The organism is Pedobacter cryoconitis (assembly GCF_014200605.1).
In the GTDB taxonomy this organism is placed as follows: Bacteria; Bacteroidota; Bacteroidia; order Sphingobacteriales; family Sphingobacteriaceae; genus Pedobacter; species Pedobacter cryoconitis_B.
Genome location: NZ_JACHCE010000010.1, coordinates 169,878 through 187,943 on the forward strand (window position 1 = coordinate 169,878; position 18,066 = coordinate 187,943).

An 18,066-nucleotide genomic window follows, 5' to 3' on the forward strand; every position below is an offset into this window, starting at 1 on the left:
TATGCCAGTGACTTTTGTCACCAATTATAAAATAGCCCAATAATACCTTTGAGTAAAATAATAAACCGTTTACTCAAAAAACATCATATGACAAACATTGCAACAACCCAATACAGCAAAAAGAAATCCTTATTGCTGTGTATCACATTAACCGCCTTATTATCTGTCAACGCACACGCTCAAAGTAACACTACAGTATCGCAACCGGCTCAAATGGTAGATGCATTACATACCGTATTTGGTAAACATCCGTCCGCCCGCGCCGTTCATGCAAAAGGAATTATTTTAACGGCAAAATTCACTCCTGCTCCAGAAGCATATCAACTCAGCAGTGCCCCTCATTTGCAGCAAAAAACTGTGCCGGTAACGTTGCGCTTTTCTGACTTCACAGGCATTCCGAATATTCCGGATACCGTAGCGGCATCCAATCCCAGAGGTCTCGCCGTAAAATTCTATTTGCCTGACGGCTCTACGACTGATATTGTTGCTCATAGTTTTAATGGCTTCCCGGTGGCCACCACCGATGAATTCAGGACTTTATTACTGGCTATAGCATCCAGCGGCGCCGATGCACCAAAACCAACTAACCTGGAACGATTTCTGGGCACACATCCTATAGCAAAAACCTTTCTTACAACACAAAAACCTGCTTCTGTAAGTTACGGGACACTCTCCTATTATGGTGTAAATACTTTCAAGTTCACCAATAAGAAAGGACAATCTCACTATGTCCGTTATCAGTTCATCCCAGAGGCTGGAGAACAGTTTCTTTCAAAAGAGCAGCTCTTAGCTTCAGGTCCTGATTATTTAAGTGCCGAGATCAAAAAAAGAGTAGCCTTGCATCCGGTTAAATTTAAATTATATGCTCAAATAGCTGAAGCTGGTGATCAAATTGAAGATCCATCTATAGCATGGCCGGATTCCAGGAAAAAGATACTTTTGGGGACGATAACAATAGAAAAGGTAGCTGATAATACCAGTGCTGAGGATAAAAAACTATTTTTCATTCCTAACCATGTACCAAATGGCATTTCAGTAGCAGATCAAATGCTCGAAGACCGTTCAAAAGCCTACCCGATTTCCGTTAAAGAGCGACAATAGCTTTTACAATTCTGACAGCTCATGATTTGAACTTTTAAATTATTTGAACTTTAAAACAATGCAGATTGACCTTCACAGCAATGCTGCAGACTGTTGCTTCTACTTTCTTTGTAATGAATAAAATAGAAAAATTATGAAGACAATATTTATTACCGGCACCTCCAGCGGTCTTGGAAAAGCAATGGTTCAATTATTTCACAGCAAAGGCTGGAGTGTAATAGCCACTATGCGTAACCCGGATAAAATAAAAGACTTTGATCTTTTAGAAAGGGTTACAGTTTTACCTCTGGATATTACCAATCCTGCACAGGTAAACAGCACTGTGGCTGCTGCTATTGCTTTAGGAGATATAGATGTAGTGATCAACAACGCCGCTTATGGAGCTATAGGTCCGTTGGAAAGCGTAAGCGATGAACAATTGCTTAACCAGATTGACACAAATTTACTTGGTGCCATCAGGGTTACAAAGGCATTTATTTCCCATTTCAGAGAGAAAAGAAGTGGTTTATTTATAAATATCACCTCAATTGCCGGCTTAGTGACCTTTCCTTTTGACAGCTTATACCATGCAGCAAAATGGGGTATGGAAGGATGGACAGAAGGAATGAGCTATGAACTGGCAACTTTTGGTATCGGCATCAAAGCAATAGCACCTGGTTATATAAGAAGTGAATTTGCATCAAATATCCTGATGACACATCATGAAGCCTATGAACCCTTAATGGATAAGTACCTTGAGGTGGTATTTAGCATGATGGATCCAGATACGAGCGGTTCATCCGTTGAACAGATAGCCGAATTAGCATATGAAGCGTCAACCGATGGTAAAGATCAGGTACATTATACTGCTGGCCCGGATTCGGTAAGTATGCATGAACGACGTTTAGAAATTGGCGCAGAAGCCTCAATTAAAGAAATGGCTCATCTTTTTTTAGCGCAATAACCTTCCAATAAAAAGCTTTATAAAAATTTAAAAGCAGCATTAATTCCGATTATATTAGTGCTGCTTATTTTTTAAGATGTCAAATATTACAGATCCAAATATTCCGCAGATTGTTTATTCAGCTACTTCAAAACGCATTATTGAAGGAGAAATTTTTATTAAACAACATGTGTTCGATTATATCATTTCAGGTACTTCTGAAGTTTATTTTGGTGGTAGATCTTATTTATACAAGACAGGCGATTTTCGCTTTGCTGTAAAAAACCGTCTTAGTAAATTTACAAAGCAACCGCCTTTAGGAGGCGAATACCGGTCAATATCCATCTGCATTGATCAGGATACATTGCTTGAAATGAAAGATCAGTATCAGTTGAATAAAATAGCCAGTTATACTTTCGAAAACGTCTTCCCACTAAATCCGAGTAAGATATTTCATAATTATTTCGATTCTCTTTTACCTTACTTAGCAAACGGCACAAAAATAAACAGTGCGCTTTTAAAAGCTAAAATCAAAGAAGCAGTGCTTATCTTTCTGGAAGCCAATCCTCAGTTAAAGGATATTCTTTTTAATTTTAACGAACCTGGTAAAATAGATCTTGAAGCTTATATGAACGAGCATTACCAATACAATGGTGACCTTAGTCATTTCGCCTACCTTACCGGAAGAAGTTTATCTACATTCAAAAGGGACTTTGAAAAGATCTATCATATAACACCTAATAAATGGTTATTGCAAAAACGATTAGAAGATGCATATTATCTGATCAAAGAAAAGAAAATGCGGTCAACAGCTGTATATCTGGATGTAGGGTTTAAAGATTATTCGCATTTTTCTACCGCCTTTAAAAAACAGTATGGAAAGGCTCCTTCTCTTTAACTCAGGTGCATGGGATTTATTTGTCCTTAGTCATCCACGAGATGAACAACACAATACCCAATACCATACTAATCAGGAAACCAAACAGCGCAAGTACAGGTATTCCATTAAACCGGGGAGCTTTATCTGCCATAACCAGTATAGCCGACCCAATAAACAATCCGGACATCAGCACAGCAACCACCAGCCGGTTCATTAAACGGCTTATCAGTTTTTTAATTAATGATAAGCCCTCTATTTCCTGTATAATCTTCAACTCTCCACCGTTGAGTTTACTAATCACCGAATGTACATCGTCAGGCATAGTTTTCAAAGCCTCTGTTACTGTTCTTAATAACTTCATCCCACTAATTTTCAGATTCTCAGGACTAAGTTTACGAATTGCAATTTTGACTATATAAGGCTTTAAACTTTCAATAATATTCAGGTCCGGGATGAGTGCCCTTCCAATACCTTCAATTAATACAATTCCACGTACCAGCAGATAAAGATGATCGGGCATCAATATTTCATTCTCATTCAGAATAGCCGAAAATCTGCTTAATATCTCTTTGACATCAATCTCCTGCAGCGAGGTACTGTTCAGCAAATTAAAAAAAAGATGAATGTCTTTTTCCAGCCTCTTCTCATCACTGATATTGAAACGTATAGCCATCTTTTTGATAATTGCAATCAGCCTTCGGGCATCCTGCTCTATAAAATGAGAGATAAAGTCTTCCAGCAATTCTTTTTCTCCGGCAACCATGCTGCCCATAGAGCCAAAATCAATAAAAGCAATTTTACCATTTTTAAGTACCAATAGGTTTCCCGGATGCGGATCTGCATGAAAGAAACCATGCTCAAGAACCTGCACCAGGTAAAGATCTAAACCACTGGATGCAATTGCTGAAGGATCCAGCCCAAAAGAAACAATAGCTTCTTGATCAGTGATCTTAACTCCGTCAGCAAACTCCATACACAGTATATTGTCATTACTTAATTCCGGGTAGGCTTTGATGAGATGAATAGATTTTACCCCTTTAAAGTTCCTGGCAAACTTCTCCATATTAGCCAGTTCATTGAGAAAGGACAGTTCCTGAAAAATAGATTTTTCAAAAGCCGCCAATACCTCATTGAGATTTATCTTACGAAACAAGTCACTATAACTGGTTAAAAGTTTAGCTACATCCTTCATAATCAGCATATCTGAAGCTACGACCTCCCGGATTCCGGTTCGTTTTATTTTTAAAACCACTAATGCGCCATCTTTCAATCTGGCTTTATAAACCTGCGATATCGAAGCTGATGCAAAGGGCTCCGGGTCGACACTTTCAAAGTAATCATCAGGATCTATACCTAATTCTGTTTCAATCCGCTCTTTTACATCCAGCGCCTCTACCTCTACTTTATCCTGCAATTTCTGCAGCTCAATAATCATTTCTTTAGGCAGCAAATCTTCCCTGCTGCTAAATGCCTGTCCAAATTTAACATAGGTCGGCCCAAGTTCTTCGAGCGCCATCCTGATCCGCTCATAAACGCTTAGAGATAATTGCTCCTGCGCTGCTCCATCATCATTATAGTCTGAAGGCAATAAACTTTTAATATTACTTCTGATCAATAATTCCTCAAATCCATACTTCACAAGTATCCTGACTAATGAGACTGTCCTTTTGAGTTTTCTTTTTTGATTAAGCATCATGATCTGTTGATTTAGCAGGAATACAGCAGAAAGGTAAAGAAAAATTCATGCCAAGATAAAACCTCCATACAATCCGGATATATAGGCTATTTAAACAGGATTAAACGACCATTCCGGTCAATAGTCTTCTAAGCACTTTATAATCCGTATCTTTGCCAATTAAATGAATATTTGATATGAAAGACTATAGTGATATGATTAATAGCGACAAAAACTCCGGTAAGATTAAAGATCTTGAGGATGCATTGGATGGCGTAGAAGTAACTTACTCCCGCTGGCTGGTTAATCGTGAAAATATTCATACTGGCGAAAAACCGGATAGACTTGGAAATTACTTTCGTTATTTCTACGATGAAAACGGTATTCAGTTTTATGTAAAAGACGCACTTCCTATTGACATTAAGAATGCGTGCTGGTCTGCCTTCAGAGGTATCTTTGTTAATAAACAATAATTTTCAGAAAGGTATTTGACATTGTAATCATACGAATGGCTAAGGAGAAGATTTATCATCTCCGCCATTTTTATAAATCAGCTGCTTTGCTGACTGTAAATTATTGCATACTATTGATCCGGATACTCGCTTTAACAATAGCAATTGCCTTAACATGTTTAAGATGGATATCTTTGGCCGAATGATGGTCATGCTGACTAGTTAGTTTGATATACTGCTCCCCTTTTTCTGATTGCTGAATATATTTTATCACAGTCGCCTCGTCTCCGTCAATATCTATCGCCAGTAAATACATCTCCCCATAAAAAATTCCCTCTTCGATATTATTTACCTTTTTGTAGATGACGATATCCCCGCTTTTTAACAGCGGATACATACTATCTCCGGTAACATACAATGCTCCGTCAACCCGCGGAAGATTCGGGATAGTGATATAATCAATTATACTTTCATGTCCTTCAAACAACCTGATCAGACTTGTTGCTGCTTTTAAATCATACAGCGGTACACCTTGTTCAGTCTTATTTACTGGCAAATTGCCAGCTGCTGAGACCTCACGCAGCTCACCGGAAGCAGATAACAGCGTACTGCCATGAATAACCTTCATTGGACCCGCGTTATTAAACATCCATTCAAAACTTATCTCAAGCTCATTGCATAACCTGACTATAAAATCTACCTTGGGAATGATTTTACTTCTGTAATTCCTGATATTCGCCTCACTGGTTGCCATTTTAGCTGCGAACCTCGAATTATTATCATCAAAAAATTCTATTGCTATATCGTTTATCTTTTTGATTATATCCATTCTGTATCAGGTGACAACGAACAAATGTAGATAATTGCACAAATTTAACTTCAGATATTATTCTAAAAATTTACCTTTGCACCCGCTATAACAGCGTATATCAACAAGAATATCAATCTTAATACGTTTGTAAAATCTTCCTCAACTCATTTTTTGAATGATTGAACGGAGAATTGCCCACAAAAAAAACAGTATAAAACAATATTTCCCTTTTACGATGAGTAAGTTTCTATATGGAATTGATTTTGGAACAACCAATTCTGCACTATCAATTTATGACGAAGAAAAAAATGAGATCATAAGTACCATTACAGTTCCCTCCCTTCTGTATTTTCAGCAAGAACAAAGTACTACCCAGCCACTAAATTATGTGGTTGGCGAAAATGCAATTGACGCCTACCTGAGCGATGGTATGAAAGGTCGTTTTATCAAATCTATTAAACAAATCTTATCAAGAAGCAGTTTTATAGAGACCAGGATACATAACAAAAGATACAATGCCTCTGACCTGGTTGCCCTGATTCTTAAAGATCTGAAAACTAAAGCTGATCAGATTATTGGATACGATTGCCAGAAAGCAGTGATCGGAAGACCCGTATTTTTTGATGATGATAGTGCCGCAAAAGATACCCTTGCACAAACCAGGCTAAGTAAGGCAGCAGAAAATGCAGGATTTACTGAAGTACGTTTTCAATTTGAACCTATAGGTGCTGCATTTGCCTACGAAAAAACAATTAAAAAGAAAGAAAAAGTACTTGTAGCCGATTTAGGTGGTGGAACAACAGATTTCACCTATCTGATACTTGATCCTGATCATTCCGGCAACAAGGACAGAAGAAATGATATGATCGCTTCGGGTGGTATCTATATTGGTGGAGATAGCTTTGATTCTGCATTTATGTGGGATAAAGGAACCCCTTATTTTGGAAAAAACACACGCTATGAAGCTACACCAGGAAAAGTCCTGACTGTGCCGATGTCTCTGTTTGCAAATATTTGTACCTGGGATAAGATGAACTTCTTCAATGGCCTGAGAATACAGAAAGATTTACAGGATTATTACCATTACTCTAAAAAGGACCGGAATTTTAAGAACCTGATCACCCTGATTGAAAACAATCTGGGTTACTCTGTATTTCGTTCTATAGAAAAAACTAAAATTACTTTATCCGATCAGCCGGTTTCTCAGTTCAGTTATTCGAATATGGAAATAGAAATTGACGAAGAGGTTTCTAAAGAGCAATATGCTGCAGTAATTGAAAAAGACATCAAAAAAATCAGTGTTTATCTGGATGATTTTATGTTAAAAAACAATATAAAGGCAGAAGAGATTGATAGTTTATTCCTTACTGGTGGAAGCTCACTGGTTGGCGGTGTACAAGAGCTGTTCAAAAACAAATTCCCACATATCCCTGTAAATTCGGGGGACAATTTTACCAGTGTGGCGAAAGGTCTTGCCTATAGCGGTTACCTTTTTGACGCAGATTAGCCTGCAATTAAACGCATTTTCAACCGACTGAACAAAAAGCACACAACAAACTGATATACAGGAAACAACAAGAATAAAAATGAACAAAAATGAATATCAATAAGCTATACTAATCTCTGGGTTTTGCCTAATTTCATGAGGCAAAACAAGTAGATATGAAAACAACAACTAACGAAAAATCACTTCCCTTCCGCGTTGGTGCATGGCTGCCATCAGACCAGGATATCCTGGAAAATTGGTTGGACGAACTTATCGCTGAAGTAGAAAAAGACAAAAGCCCTTTACTTCCTGTAATTGAAGAACTCAAAGAATTAATAGAGGATGATCCTGAAATTTTCATGTGGTTCCACCTGATGTTTGAGGAAGTTCCGCGTAAACCACCTTTTAACAAGAATCCAGCTGGTCAGCCGCAGGTAAGAAATTATCATTTGATGTTGCGGCTTATTAATAGAATCATGACTAAAGCCCCCGAGTTTAATGAGACCGGCTTAGTTGGCTTTCCAATCAACGCAATTCTGGACTGGTCCATGGGAACTACTGCCGGATATGCAGCTTTCTTAAATGAAAAAGTCAACTGGCAGTTCAAAAGGATATTGACTGAATGGGCCATCTTTCTATCCTCCGAAGACTCAAAATATGTATTAAATAAAGATCCGAAAACAGGCTGGTTTGGTACAGATGCCATGAAGGCGATGCCCGATTTCGACAAGCAATTTAAATGTGACCCTGCGCTGCCTCATCATGGATTTAAATCATGGGATGATTTTTTCACCAGAGAATTCAGAGCTGGTCAGCGTCCGCTTGCAGATCCTGATAACGATGCAGTCATTGCAAACGCTTGCGAGTCTGCACCCTACAGGATTGAAAAAAATGTAAAAAGACATGACAGGTTCTGGATCAAAGCACAACCCTATTCACTGGAACACATGATGGCTAATGATCCTTTACTGGATAATTTTATTGGTGGAACGGTCTATCAGGCTTTTCTGAATGCGTTGAGTTATCATCGCTGGCATAGCCCTGTTAGTGGTAAAATCGTCAAAGCCTATGTGCAGGACGGGACTTATTATGCGGAAGCCCTATCCGAAGGTTATGATCCATCCGGCCCGAATGATTCACAGGGTTATATCACTGAATTAGCCACCAGGGCGCTTATATTTATTGAAGCAGATAATCCTGCAATCGGACTGATGTGTATGATGCCTGTTGGAATGGCCGAAGTTTCTTCCTGCCAGATTACAGTTTATGAAGGTCAGCATGTTAAAAAAGGGGATCAATTGGGCATGTTCCATTTTGGAGGCTCTACCCATTGTTTGTTTTTTGGGCCAAAGGTTAAACTGGTGTTTGACCTGCATGGTCAGACTCCTGGCCTTAACTCTGGCAACATCCCTTTAAAATCAAAAATTGCTACAGTAACCAGCTAAAAGAAAGCATAATCAGTTCAGGAACAAAATAATAAAACCACCAATTTTCAGGCCTGCTAATTTTATGGCGGGCCTGATTCTTTAATAGTTATTGTCCAGAATTTTTTGAAGAACTGATTGTGACTGATTTGTCTTTTTACTTTTAATCGCTTTAAATAGCTGTTCATGCAGATGATGATTCATCGCAAAACGACTAATCCCCTGTTTCTCGCGCGCCTGAAAGAAATTACGCATAATCAAAGTAAAGCTATAATATAAATCAGACAATACAGGATTGGAACAAGCCAGGGCAATCGCTGTGTGGAAAGCAATATCGGCATCCGCACAAAGCAGGGCATTTTCATCCTGAATAGCTAGTTTACGGTTTTCTAAACACCGCTCCATCTCCCCTAACTGTTCTTCTGTACGATTTTGTGTAGCCAGTTTCACAATTTCCTTCTCCAGTAATCCCCTTACCGCATTCACATCATCAAAATCAGCACGTCTTAAACGCTGCTCAATACTTACCTCCTGGAAGCTCTGGTTAACAAATGTTCCGGAACCTTGCTGTACTTTTAAAATCCCCGAAATAGCAAGCGTCTTGATAGCCTCTCTGATACTTGAACGGCCTACATCATATAATTTCATCAGTTCAGGTTCGGAAGGTATCTTTTCACCTGCTTTATATTTTCCCTGAGAAATATCTTCCTTTATCAGGCCAATTACCTTTTCGTAGAGTTTCATTTCTGCTCAGTATATTTTCTTCGTTACAAACATACGATGTTTCAGTCAGACATCATAAATATAACAAGACATTTTAACACGCCTAACCCCATCAGCATCAAATTTCATCATAAAAACAATCAGATATAGCAAATCAATCGCCACAATAAACATATGATGTTAAATTAAACATATGATGTTTTATTTTTAAATATCATATTTGCATTATATATTTGTGATATATTAATCTAAAAAGATATGGCAACTACAAGACGCGGATTCATTTCCGCAGCATCGTTATCAACCCTTGGCCTGGTAACAGCAGCAACAAGCCTAGATTTATTAATCCCTAAAAAGGCCGCAGCAGCAGAAAAAATACCAGCAACAAAAGGTCCGGAAGGTCCGCAGGCAGAATTGGAAGATTTTGTATATGATATTGAGAATGGAAGTACTGGCTGGGTCGGCTCTGGTGGTAATGCCAAAGAAGCAACTGTCGAAGAATTTCCAGTGTCGCAAAGTATCGCAGCTGTAATCATGCGCTTAAACCCAGGTAGTTTCCGTGAATTACACTGGCACTCCATTGCAGCAGAATGGGCATACATCTTAGAAGGTCAGGTGCGTACTACAGTTGTTTCGCCTGATGGAACCACTTCAACAGATGACTTTGAAAAAGGTGATATCTGGTATTTCCCAAAAGGTCACGGACATTGTCTGCAATGTTTAGGTGATAAATCATGTTTATTCCTGCTGGGTTTTGACAACGGTCATTTTTCTGAATTCGGCACTTTTAGTTCAACAGACTGGATCAGTCATATCTCTCCGGAAATACTTGCACGCAACTCTGGCTTACCAGCAAGTACATTTGCCGCGTTCCCGCACAAAGAACTTTATATTGGTACAGGAAAAATAGCTACAGCACCAAAACCTCAAAACATAGATCCTAATATTCCAACGAGCAATTCTGCACATAAATTCCGTATGGAGAAAGACGGTATTTATCAGAAATTTGCAGGTGGTTCTACGATCAAAGTATCAGCTAAAGAGTTCCCTATTCAAACTACTTTAACTGCCTTACGTATGGACATTGAGCCTGGCGCAATCCGCGAATTACACTGGCACCCTAATGCGGATGAATGGCAGTATGTAATGAGTGGTAAAGGAAATATAAGCATTTTCGGTTCTCATGGACGTGTAAAGACAATGGCTTACAAAAAAGGAATGGTTTCGTTCATTAAACAAGGTTACGGCCATTACATTGAAAACACTGGTACTGAAACACTTAAACTGATCATTCTTTTCAATGCAGGTGAATACCAGGAAATATCATTGAATGACTGGCTGACTTCAAACCCTGCTCAGCTTGTTCAGGATCATTTTGGAATTTCACCAGCACAGACAGCTACGCTTGGTAAACATAAAAAAGGAATTTACTAGTTAAATTTATAACTCCTGAAATTAAAGACAGCCGCAAGCTCCTGGAATTCTGGTTTCAGGAGCTTTATTTTTTATAGCTGCTGGTTTTCAAATAAAATGCGCTTTAACTATTGACAAAAAAAAAGACCTTAATCTGCTGCTAGGCAGACCAAGGTCTTATGTCAGAAGTTTATATTACAAACACTAATACGCACCAACCTCCGACAAGGCTGCAAATGGCTGTCCATCATAAGAAGACTTCGCTATTATTTTATAATAACGTATCGTCTGCGGGGATGGCAAATTAATGTATTGTGCCCCATTAACATTAGCCAGTACAAAAGATCCTGCCGAAACAAAATTTGTTCCGTCAGTACTATATAAAATTTCAAGGTCTTTCACAGCCCTTTGTAAACCATTTCTCTGTGTAATACTGATACCAGTTACCTGTTTAGCAGCAGCCATATCTACAGTAAAAGAATGCGGATAAGTCGCTGTGGTACCCGAATATTGTGAATGCCAGTAAGTATTGATTACTCCATCGATCAGATTGGCAGATTTACCATCTTCATCAGAGGTTTCCTGTGAGCTTACATTAATGACATTCCAGCCTGTTTTACTCAATTCGTCTCTGCTGCTGAATTTCAACACCGGGATGCCGTTTACAAACTCATAGTTATAAATCGTTTCGGTCACATTGCCATTATCGTGCACCAACTTTACTTTCAATTCGTATGGATTACCATCTTTGTATTTAAGTTCAGCAATTGGCATCTCTACATAAAAACTGTCTGTACCTATCGCTTTAGACTCCCAGGTAGTTGCATTATAATCATGGTTAACACCTATACCTTCATTATTTACATTGGGATCATTGTAATAAACCACACTGTTAACTTTAGTGTCTGAAGTAAATTTACCAGATACAATTATAGCTGCTTTACTTGCGTTATAATTAGCATGGATTTTACTAATTGATGCTTTAACTGTTCCATAACGAGGTTTATCATCTTTATTAAAAATCTGATTCACATTTAAGATAGCCGCATCTGTAGCTGTTAAAAACGTTTTAGAAATTCCTAATGTACCATTACCGGCCCACATCAATGCCATTCCAAGCGTCTCATTTTCAGAAACTTTCTGACAGTTATGCGGTAAATTCAAACCATGTCCCAATTCATGCATCATTCCACCAAACCAAACACTAAAGCGTTTACCATCAGCATCGGTCTTACCCAGGTTTTTAATATCCATTCCTTCATAATCAAGGGCATAACACCATTTCCCTGTTCCATAAAACGGACCTCCGCTTGGTGTTCCATCTGCTTTAAATTCATAACGAGGAATAATGACCAGGGTATGTGCACTTGTATTTTCTGCAGGGTGCGCAGTAAAATAAGCATTGATCTCTTGCGCAACAGCTCCATTACCACCAGAATAAGGATAGCTGCTTTTTGGCTTAGTGCCTCTGATCACCGTAATTTTCACGCCTTTTGTTGGGCTTGTAAATAAGCCAAAGGTTTTATCTGCATAACCATTACGGGCCATTTCATCTTTATAATATTTCTGTCCCCAAAGCATCAGGTCACTTAAACGCTTCTGATAGCCTGGTAAGGTATCCAGATCACTGGGGATAAAATAAACCAGATTAAGGTTATGGATATGGTCACTGCTATATCCGTCAACAGTTGTAACAGGATTTGTTGAGGCGGTGCCGCCCCCTACTGCGTCTGCCGCTTTCTTACAAGCCATGAAGCTGATCAGTAACGGGATTAATAATAATAGATTTCTTTTCATAGGATATGTTTTGGTTAGGTTAGGGTATTATATTATAGTACAATGCTTTACATAACCGTAATCTATAGATATCTATAAAAAATATACCTTATAAATGATACGCAAACGTTTGATCTTAAAGCAGAGGATTATTAAATATGAAGATGTATTTTCTTCTCTTTTACAGAGCAGCAGTCTGTTTATATTATAATTTGAGCAATTAACAGGTTTTATTAATTACAAATCTTCCGGATTCCAGCTAAAAACTATTCAAAGTCAATCTATTGATAACAAAACAGCTGCTAATCAGGGCTTAAAAGATATAATCAAACGTTTGCGCAAAATTTCACCTGCTATTTTTCCATGTTCTTTTAAGCCAGTAATATAATTGCCCATAAAGAAACGCAAGAGATGGTAACCCACAGAATAACTCCCTGCAGAAAAGGCTTCACTCCTACTGATTTAATAACCTGAAGTGATAATCCACTTCCAATCAGAAACAACGTCAAAGTCAATCCCGTTTTAGCCAGACTAACCACGTAAGGGGCAAAATGCCTCATCGCTGGCAGATAGGTATTAGCTAACATAGCCAGAACAAACAATCCTATAAAATAAGGCACTTTAATTTTTTTCTGATCAGTTTTAAAAAATAAGGCGGTACCAAAAGCTACAGGAATGATCCATAAGGCACGCGCAAGTTTAACTGTAGTTGCAATTTGTAATGCCTGTTCCCCATATTTGCTTGCCGCTCCAACCACAGAACTTGTATCATGTATTGCAATTGCACACCAGATCCCAAACTGAGTTTGCGATAGGTTAAATGCATGGCCAATACCAGGAAATATAAATAAAGCAGCAGAATTCAGGATAAAGACGATTCCCAGTGCTGCTGAAATCTCTTTTTCTCCAGCCTTCATCACCGGAGATAAAGCAGCAATCGCACTTCCACCGCAGATCGCGGTACCAGAAGAGATCAGAAAAGAGGTTTTACGTTCAGTTTTGAATAATTTACCCAGGATAAAACCCAGTGTAAGTACCCCAAAAATAGAAGCTACTGTAAATAGAAAACCTTCTTTACCAGCCTGTAATGCGAAAGAAAGATTCATTCCAAAACCCAGACCTATTACTGCTAATTTTAAAAGCCAGTTAGTAGCCTGATGATTCAGATGAAGAAAAGGATGTTCCATGAACTGGGCGATAACCAGCCCAAGCAATAAAGCTAATGGCGGGGACATCAGAGGAAACAGGCAGCACAATGCAGCAAGGATAAATATAATTTGACGGGTTAACAGGCTCATTTGCATAATCTTTGTGTTTTGTGATACAAAGATCTCCCAAATGGCCAGACAGGTCAAATCGATAAAATTAATCTGCCATTACTTCAGGTTATGGGTTAACTGCGCATAACGCAGAAAAACATCCGATAAACCATCGGGTTTACCCTGAAGATGAATGAAATAGAAATTGCGTTCTATATTTAAGCCGGCTACATCAATTACTCTTAAAGTTCCACGCTGCAATTCATTTGTTAAAGCGTGGATAGAAATAAAAGCCAGAGAACGGGAATGCATTAAATATGATTTGATACTTTCAGTACTTCCAAGCTGGATTTCTACTTTAAGATCAGACACACTCATGCCTATTTCCTTTAAAGCATAATCGATTACTTCAAGTGTTCCAGATCCCTGTTCCCGCATGACAAAAGAATTTTCCAGCAGCAATTCTTTTGTCAGTTCGGTTTTTCTGGCCAGCGGATGATCCTGACCACAAACCAGGACAATTTCATCTCTGATAAACTCTGTATAACTAATTTCCTGATGTTTAGATCTTCCTTCTATAATGCCAAGCTGTATTTGCTTCTCCAGTAAGGCTTTTTCAATTTGCTCTGTATTGCCATTGATCAGATTGATTTCTATAGCCTTGAATTTATTCCTGAACCCGGCAAGTATTGGTGCAATTACATAATGAGAGACTGTGGTACTGGCTCCAAGATACAAAATCCCTTCTTTTTTATGAACGAGCGCATTCATATCAAAATCTATATTCCGATAAATATCAAATAAAGATTCTGTATGACTCAGCAATACCTCTCCGGCAGGGGTTAACTGTATCTTGTTACCTTTACGCTCAAACAATTTATTATCATACTGCTGTTCCAGCTCATAAATATGCTTGGTTACCGCAGGTTGAGTAATAAATAAAGCAGCCGCAGCTTTAGTAAAGCTAAGCCGCCTGGCAACAGTATAAAAAACCTCTAAACGAAAGTCTGACATAAGCCGCCAAGGTCTTAATAAAACTGCAATAAATGAAATTCTCTGCTATCGAAATTATGATGCTTCCAGACAATATATTTATCTAACAAAATTTTCTCCTACATTTACATCCTTAATATGCTCTTTCCGCAATACTATTAACCTGCAAACCTGCTTAAGCATAAGAACCTGAAAAATACGACTGAAAAAAAACGACATGAAGAATAAGCAAGTATCCTTTATAGCCATTCTGGTAATTATTGCCTTCTTTATTGTGCTGCTGGTAAGGACATCTTTCACCCAATATACTGAACAAAAAGTACTTCAGGCTACCAGTCTGCAAAGGGATGCAAACAATGAACAGCTCCATAAACTGGATACCATTAATATGGGACTGCAGGAAGCTGAAAATAATTTCAGGATGTATACTTCTTTATGGGAAAAAAAATATTTTATCAAATATAGCCAGGGAATAAAACATGTCTCATTTTTATTGGAGAGCTTCTCTAAAGAAGACCTGAATAATGTTTCAACAGATATCTCAAATGATATCAGCAAAAGAAATAAACAGATTCTGCTTTATGCCAAAATTAAAAAAATGACAGACTCACTGATGTCTGTTAATTTATTGGTAGATACTTCTAAAACCTCAGCCCCGGCTAGTTTATTTAAACCTTCGCCAAGACCTGTGATTAAAAAAATCACAAAAACCGAAGTCGTTGCCCCTGCTCCGGAGGTTAAAAAAACAAAGTTCTTTCAACGTTTAAAAAGCGCTATTCTGAATAAAGAAAATAAGAAGGATACAGCCAAAACGAGTAAAGTAGAAACCGTTATCGTTGAAACTTCTCAAAATGACAACGTTTACACCAAAAAACAGATCGATGATATCGAGAAGTTTTATCAAAATCTTTTCGAGAAACAAAGAGGGAACCATAAACTCCTGACTGAAAATGAAAGGTCAATTTTAAAATTAAATGAGCAGATTCTGGAAAACATCAAGCTGATGTTCCGTGAGTTCAGTGACCGGGAATATGCGCTGCAGCAAACCAGGAAAATGATATTAAGAGACAAAACGAACCACTCTTTAGAAGTGATAGGTACGTCTGGAAAAATCAATTTTCTGATTAATGTATTCTCTATTCTAGTCATCATTTCGTTATTAATTACCCTTTACCGTGCCTACAATAGAATTGTTCAGGCAAATAAATTAGCTTCAGAGCAGGTTATTGTCAAATCCAGATTTTTCACCAGTATTAGCCATGAAATGCGCACTCCCCTGAATGCAATTCTGGGGGCAACAGAGCAACTGAAAACTACTCCATTAAACCCTGAACAGGGAGCGATGGCAAATTTACTGGAAACTTCCTCTTCTATGTTATTATCTGCGGTCAATGAAATTCTTGACTTTTCACGTTTGGAAACCGGAAAATTATCTCTTTCAAAGACACCGTTCCTTTATAAAAGTATTTTACATGAGATAGTTGCTGCTACTGCAGTACTGGCAAATCAAAAGGGATTAAAGCTGATATTAAATCAAAAAGATGCACCCGATTTATCAATCACAGGAGACCCTTACCGCCTAAAACAAATCATGGTCAACCTGATTGCCAACGCAATTAAGTTTACTGATAAAGGAGAAGTACTTGTCAAAGTAACGACAAAGCATACAGAGACTGGTCACATCTTATTGCTTATAGAAGTAAGTGATACTGGAATTGGAATTTCTGAGAAAGAATTACCTCTTATTTTTGATGAATTTTCGCAGGTTATTAACAACAAACGCATGGACTGGCAAAAGGGCTCAGGACTGGGTTTGCCAATTTGTAAAAAATTAGTAGATCTTCATCATGGAAAAATTACCGTGAACAGTACTCTGGGCAAAGGATCTACGTTTTATCTAGAACTTCCTTATCCCCTTGCTGAACAGACACAGGATGAACAGGCAGATAACGAAGGCCTGATTTCACAAGCAGACCGTTTTAAAAACATTCATTTGCTGGTTGTAGATGATGCAAATATGAACCTGCTGGTTATCAAAATGATATTTAATAAACTGAATATTAGTTTTGATACCGCGACCAATGGTGAAGATGCTTTAAAGGCATTTGACGCACATCATTATGATATGGTATTAACTGATATTGAAATGCCCGGTATGAATGGCCTGGAACTCACCCAAAAAATCCGTGCCCACCAGGATGAAAACAAATGCAGGACCCCGATTATTGCAATAACCGGTCAGATCTCTCCCGAATCTCATCAAAATTACATCTCTTCCGGTTTAAATGATTATTTGGTCAAACCTTATAAAGAGAGCGAATTGCTGGAAAAAATACTCGATTACCTGCCTTAATATATTTCTTAAAAAAGCTTCCTGTTATCATGTACACAAGCTGGGTACTGCTTGTTTTGTAATGAAATTACAATGTATCATATTTTTACCTGCTCCCTTCAAAAACCATAAAAAATTCCAATAAACAAAAAGTTAAAATATTAATAATAAGCAACTTATAAAAGTAAATCATAAATAGGCACAGTTAATGTCTCAGATTTGAGAAATTATTCATATTATTGCGTTACCTATGATGAAAAATACTAAACAAAAAATTATTGATAACGCAATAGAAATCTTTAATGATGACTATTCAAGCTCACTTGAGAAAGTAGCTGAGCGGGCTGAAGTTACCAGGAGAACACTTCACAGATATTTCACAGACAGGACTGATTTACTCAAAGCCTGCCAGCAGGAAATGCAGGAAAATTGCAAAACTAATATCACGAATGCTATTAATAGCTCTGCAGATCCACTGGTCCAGTTAGAACGCATTTTATATGCAAGTATAGACTGCGGATCAAAGTACTCATTTTTGCAGAAACTCCATCATGGACAAGATCATGTACATGAGAAAAGTGATAAAGATTGTGCTGATTATGATCATACTTTCAATAAGACCACATCAATTATCCTGGAACTGCAAAAACAGGGGATTATCAGTCCGACACTAACTACGCCCTGGATAACATTGTTTTTAAGTGGAATAATCAATACAACCATACTTTCCTCCACAACAGGATCTGTAGCCAGAAATGATATTAAAAGTTTTGCATGGTTCTCTTTTAGTAAAGGGATTGGAATTAATAAGCTATAAAA

At 37.9% G+C, this 18,066-nt stretch carries 15 protein-coding genes; 9 read left to right on the forward strand and 6 right to left on the reverse strand.

Translation table 11 applies throughout. From position 1 onward, the window contains the following. The first annotated feature begins 87 nt into the window (after positions 1–87). The 3 genes from HDE68_RS23315 (at position 88) to HDE68_RS23325 (ending at position 2,921) form a co-directional block, all read left to right on the forward strand. Positions 88–1,101 carry a catalase family peroxidase gene (locus HDE68_RS23315; protein WP_183884638.1) on the forward strand — a complete coding sequence of 338 codons (1,014 nt, stop codon included), beginning with the start codon at positions 88–90 and terminating at the stop codon, positions 1,099–1,101. A gap of 133 nt (positions 1,102–1,234) precedes the next feature. Next, positions 1,235–2,044, forward strand: coding sequence for an SDR family oxidoreductase (locus HDE68_RS23320; RefSeq protein ID WP_183884639.1), 810 nt, complete (start codon positions 1,235–1,237; stop codon positions 2,042–2,044). 76 nt (positions 2,045–2,120) lie between these two features. After that, on the forward strand, positions 2,121–2,921 hold the full coding sequence (locus HDE68_RS23325) for a helix-turn-helix domain-containing protein (RefSeq protein ID WP_183884640.1): 801 nt from the start codon (positions 2,121–2,123) through the stop codon (positions 2,919–2,921). A gap of 16 nt (positions 2,922–2,937) precedes the next feature. Here the strand turns inward: HDE68_RS23325 and HDE68_RS23330 are convergent, their stop codons facing one another. Further along, positions 2,938–4,599: an ABC1 kinase family protein gene (locus tag HDE68_RS23330; RefSeq protein ID WP_183884641.1), complete on the reverse strand. Its 1,662-nt coding sequence runs from the start codon at positions 4,597–4,599 to the stop codon at positions 2,938–2,940. Positions 4,600–4,793: 194 nt separating this feature from the next. On the opposite strand from HDE68_RS23330, the gene HDE68_RS23335 reads away from it, so the two are divergent. Then, entirely contained in the window at positions 4,794–5,051 is a 258-nt protein-coding gene (locus tag HDE68_RS23335; protein ID WP_183884642.1) for a hypothetical protein, read from the forward strand. A gap of 100 nt (positions 5,052–5,151) precedes the next feature. On the opposite strand, the gene HDE68_RS23340 is transcribed toward HDE68_RS23335, so the two are convergent. Then, positions 5,152–5,859, reverse strand: coding sequence for a helix-turn-helix transcriptional regulator (locus HDE68_RS23340; RefSeq protein WP_183884643.1), 708 nt, complete (start codon positions 5,857–5,859; stop codon positions 5,152–5,154). Positions 5,860–6,076: 217 nt separating this feature from the next. Here HDE68_RS23340 and HDE68_RS23345 point away from each other — a divergent pair, with 217 nt between their 5' ends. Both HDE68_RS23345 and HDE68_RS23350 read left to right on the forward strand, forming a co-directional pair. Beyond that, positions 6,077–7,348 carry an Hsp70 family protein gene (locus HDE68_RS23345; RefSeq protein WP_183884644.1) on the forward strand — a complete coding sequence of 424 codons (1,272 nt, stop codon included), beginning with the start codon at positions 6,077–6,079 and terminating at the stop codon, positions 7,346–7,348. Positions 7,349–7,503: 155 nt separating this feature from the next. After that, on the forward strand, positions 7,504–8,772 hold the full coding sequence (locus HDE68_RS23350; protein WP_183884645.1) for a phosphatidylserine decarboxylase family protein: 1,269 nt from the start codon (positions 7,504–7,506) through the stop codon (positions 8,770–8,772). 81 nt (positions 8,773–8,853) lie between these two features. On the opposite strand, the gene HDE68_RS23355 is transcribed toward HDE68_RS23350, so the two are convergent. Then, positions 8,854–9,495 carry a FadR/GntR family transcriptional regulator gene (locus tag HDE68_RS23355; protein ID WP_183884646.1) on the reverse strand — a complete coding sequence of 214 codons (642 nt, stop codon included), beginning with the start codon at positions 9,493–9,495 and terminating at the stop codon, positions 8,854–8,856. Between the two features lie 237 nt (positions 9,496–9,732). Between HDE68_RS23355 and HDE68_RS23360 the strand changes: the two genes are divergently transcribed. Continuing rightward, entirely contained in the window at positions 9,733–10,908 is a 1,176-nt protein-coding gene (locus HDE68_RS23360) for a cupin domain-containing protein (protein WP_183884647.1), read from the forward strand. 183 nt (positions 10,909–11,091) lie between these two features. Here HDE68_RS23360 and HDE68_RS23365 read toward each other — a convergent pair whose 3' ends face one another. The 3 genes from HDE68_RS23365 to HDE68_RS23375 form a co-directional block, all read right to left on the reverse strand. Then, positions 11,092–12,684 carry a discoidin domain-containing protein gene (locus HDE68_RS23365; protein ID WP_183884648.1) on the reverse strand — a complete coding sequence of 531 codons (1,593 nt, stop codon included), beginning with the start codon at positions 12,682–12,684 and terminating at the stop codon, positions 11,092–11,094. Between the two features lie 350 nt (positions 12,685–13,034). After that, positions 13,035–13,961, reverse strand: coding sequence for a YeiH family protein (locus HDE68_RS23370; RefSeq protein ID WP_260171848.1), 927 nt, complete (start codon positions 13,959–13,961; stop codon positions 13,035–13,037). A gap of 78 nt (positions 13,962–14,039) precedes the next feature. Next, a complete protein-coding gene (locus HDE68_RS23375) occupies positions 14,040–14,936 on the reverse strand; it encodes a LysR family transcriptional regulator (protein ID WP_183884650.1) in 897 nt (298 codons plus the stop codon). Between the two features lie 196 nt (positions 14,937–15,132). Here HDE68_RS23375 and HDE68_RS23380 point away from each other — a divergent pair, with 196 nt between their 5' ends. Both HDE68_RS23380 and HDE68_RS23385 read left to right on the forward strand, forming a co-directional pair. After that, positions 15,133–17,268 (forward strand): ATP-binding protein, encoded by a 2,136-nt coding sequence (locus tag HDE68_RS23380; RefSeq protein WP_183884651.1) that lies wholly within the window; start codon positions 15,133–15,135, stop codon positions 17,266–17,268. A 229-nt stretch (positions 17,269–17,497) separates the two neighbouring features. After that, positions 17,498–18,064 carry a TetR/AcrR family transcriptional regulator gene (locus HDE68_RS23385; RefSeq protein ID WP_221300920.1) on the forward strand — a complete coding sequence of 189 codons (567 nt, stop codon included), beginning with the start codon at positions 17,498–17,500 and terminating at the stop codon, positions 18,062–18,064. Positions 18,065–18,066: the final 2 nt, after the last annotated feature.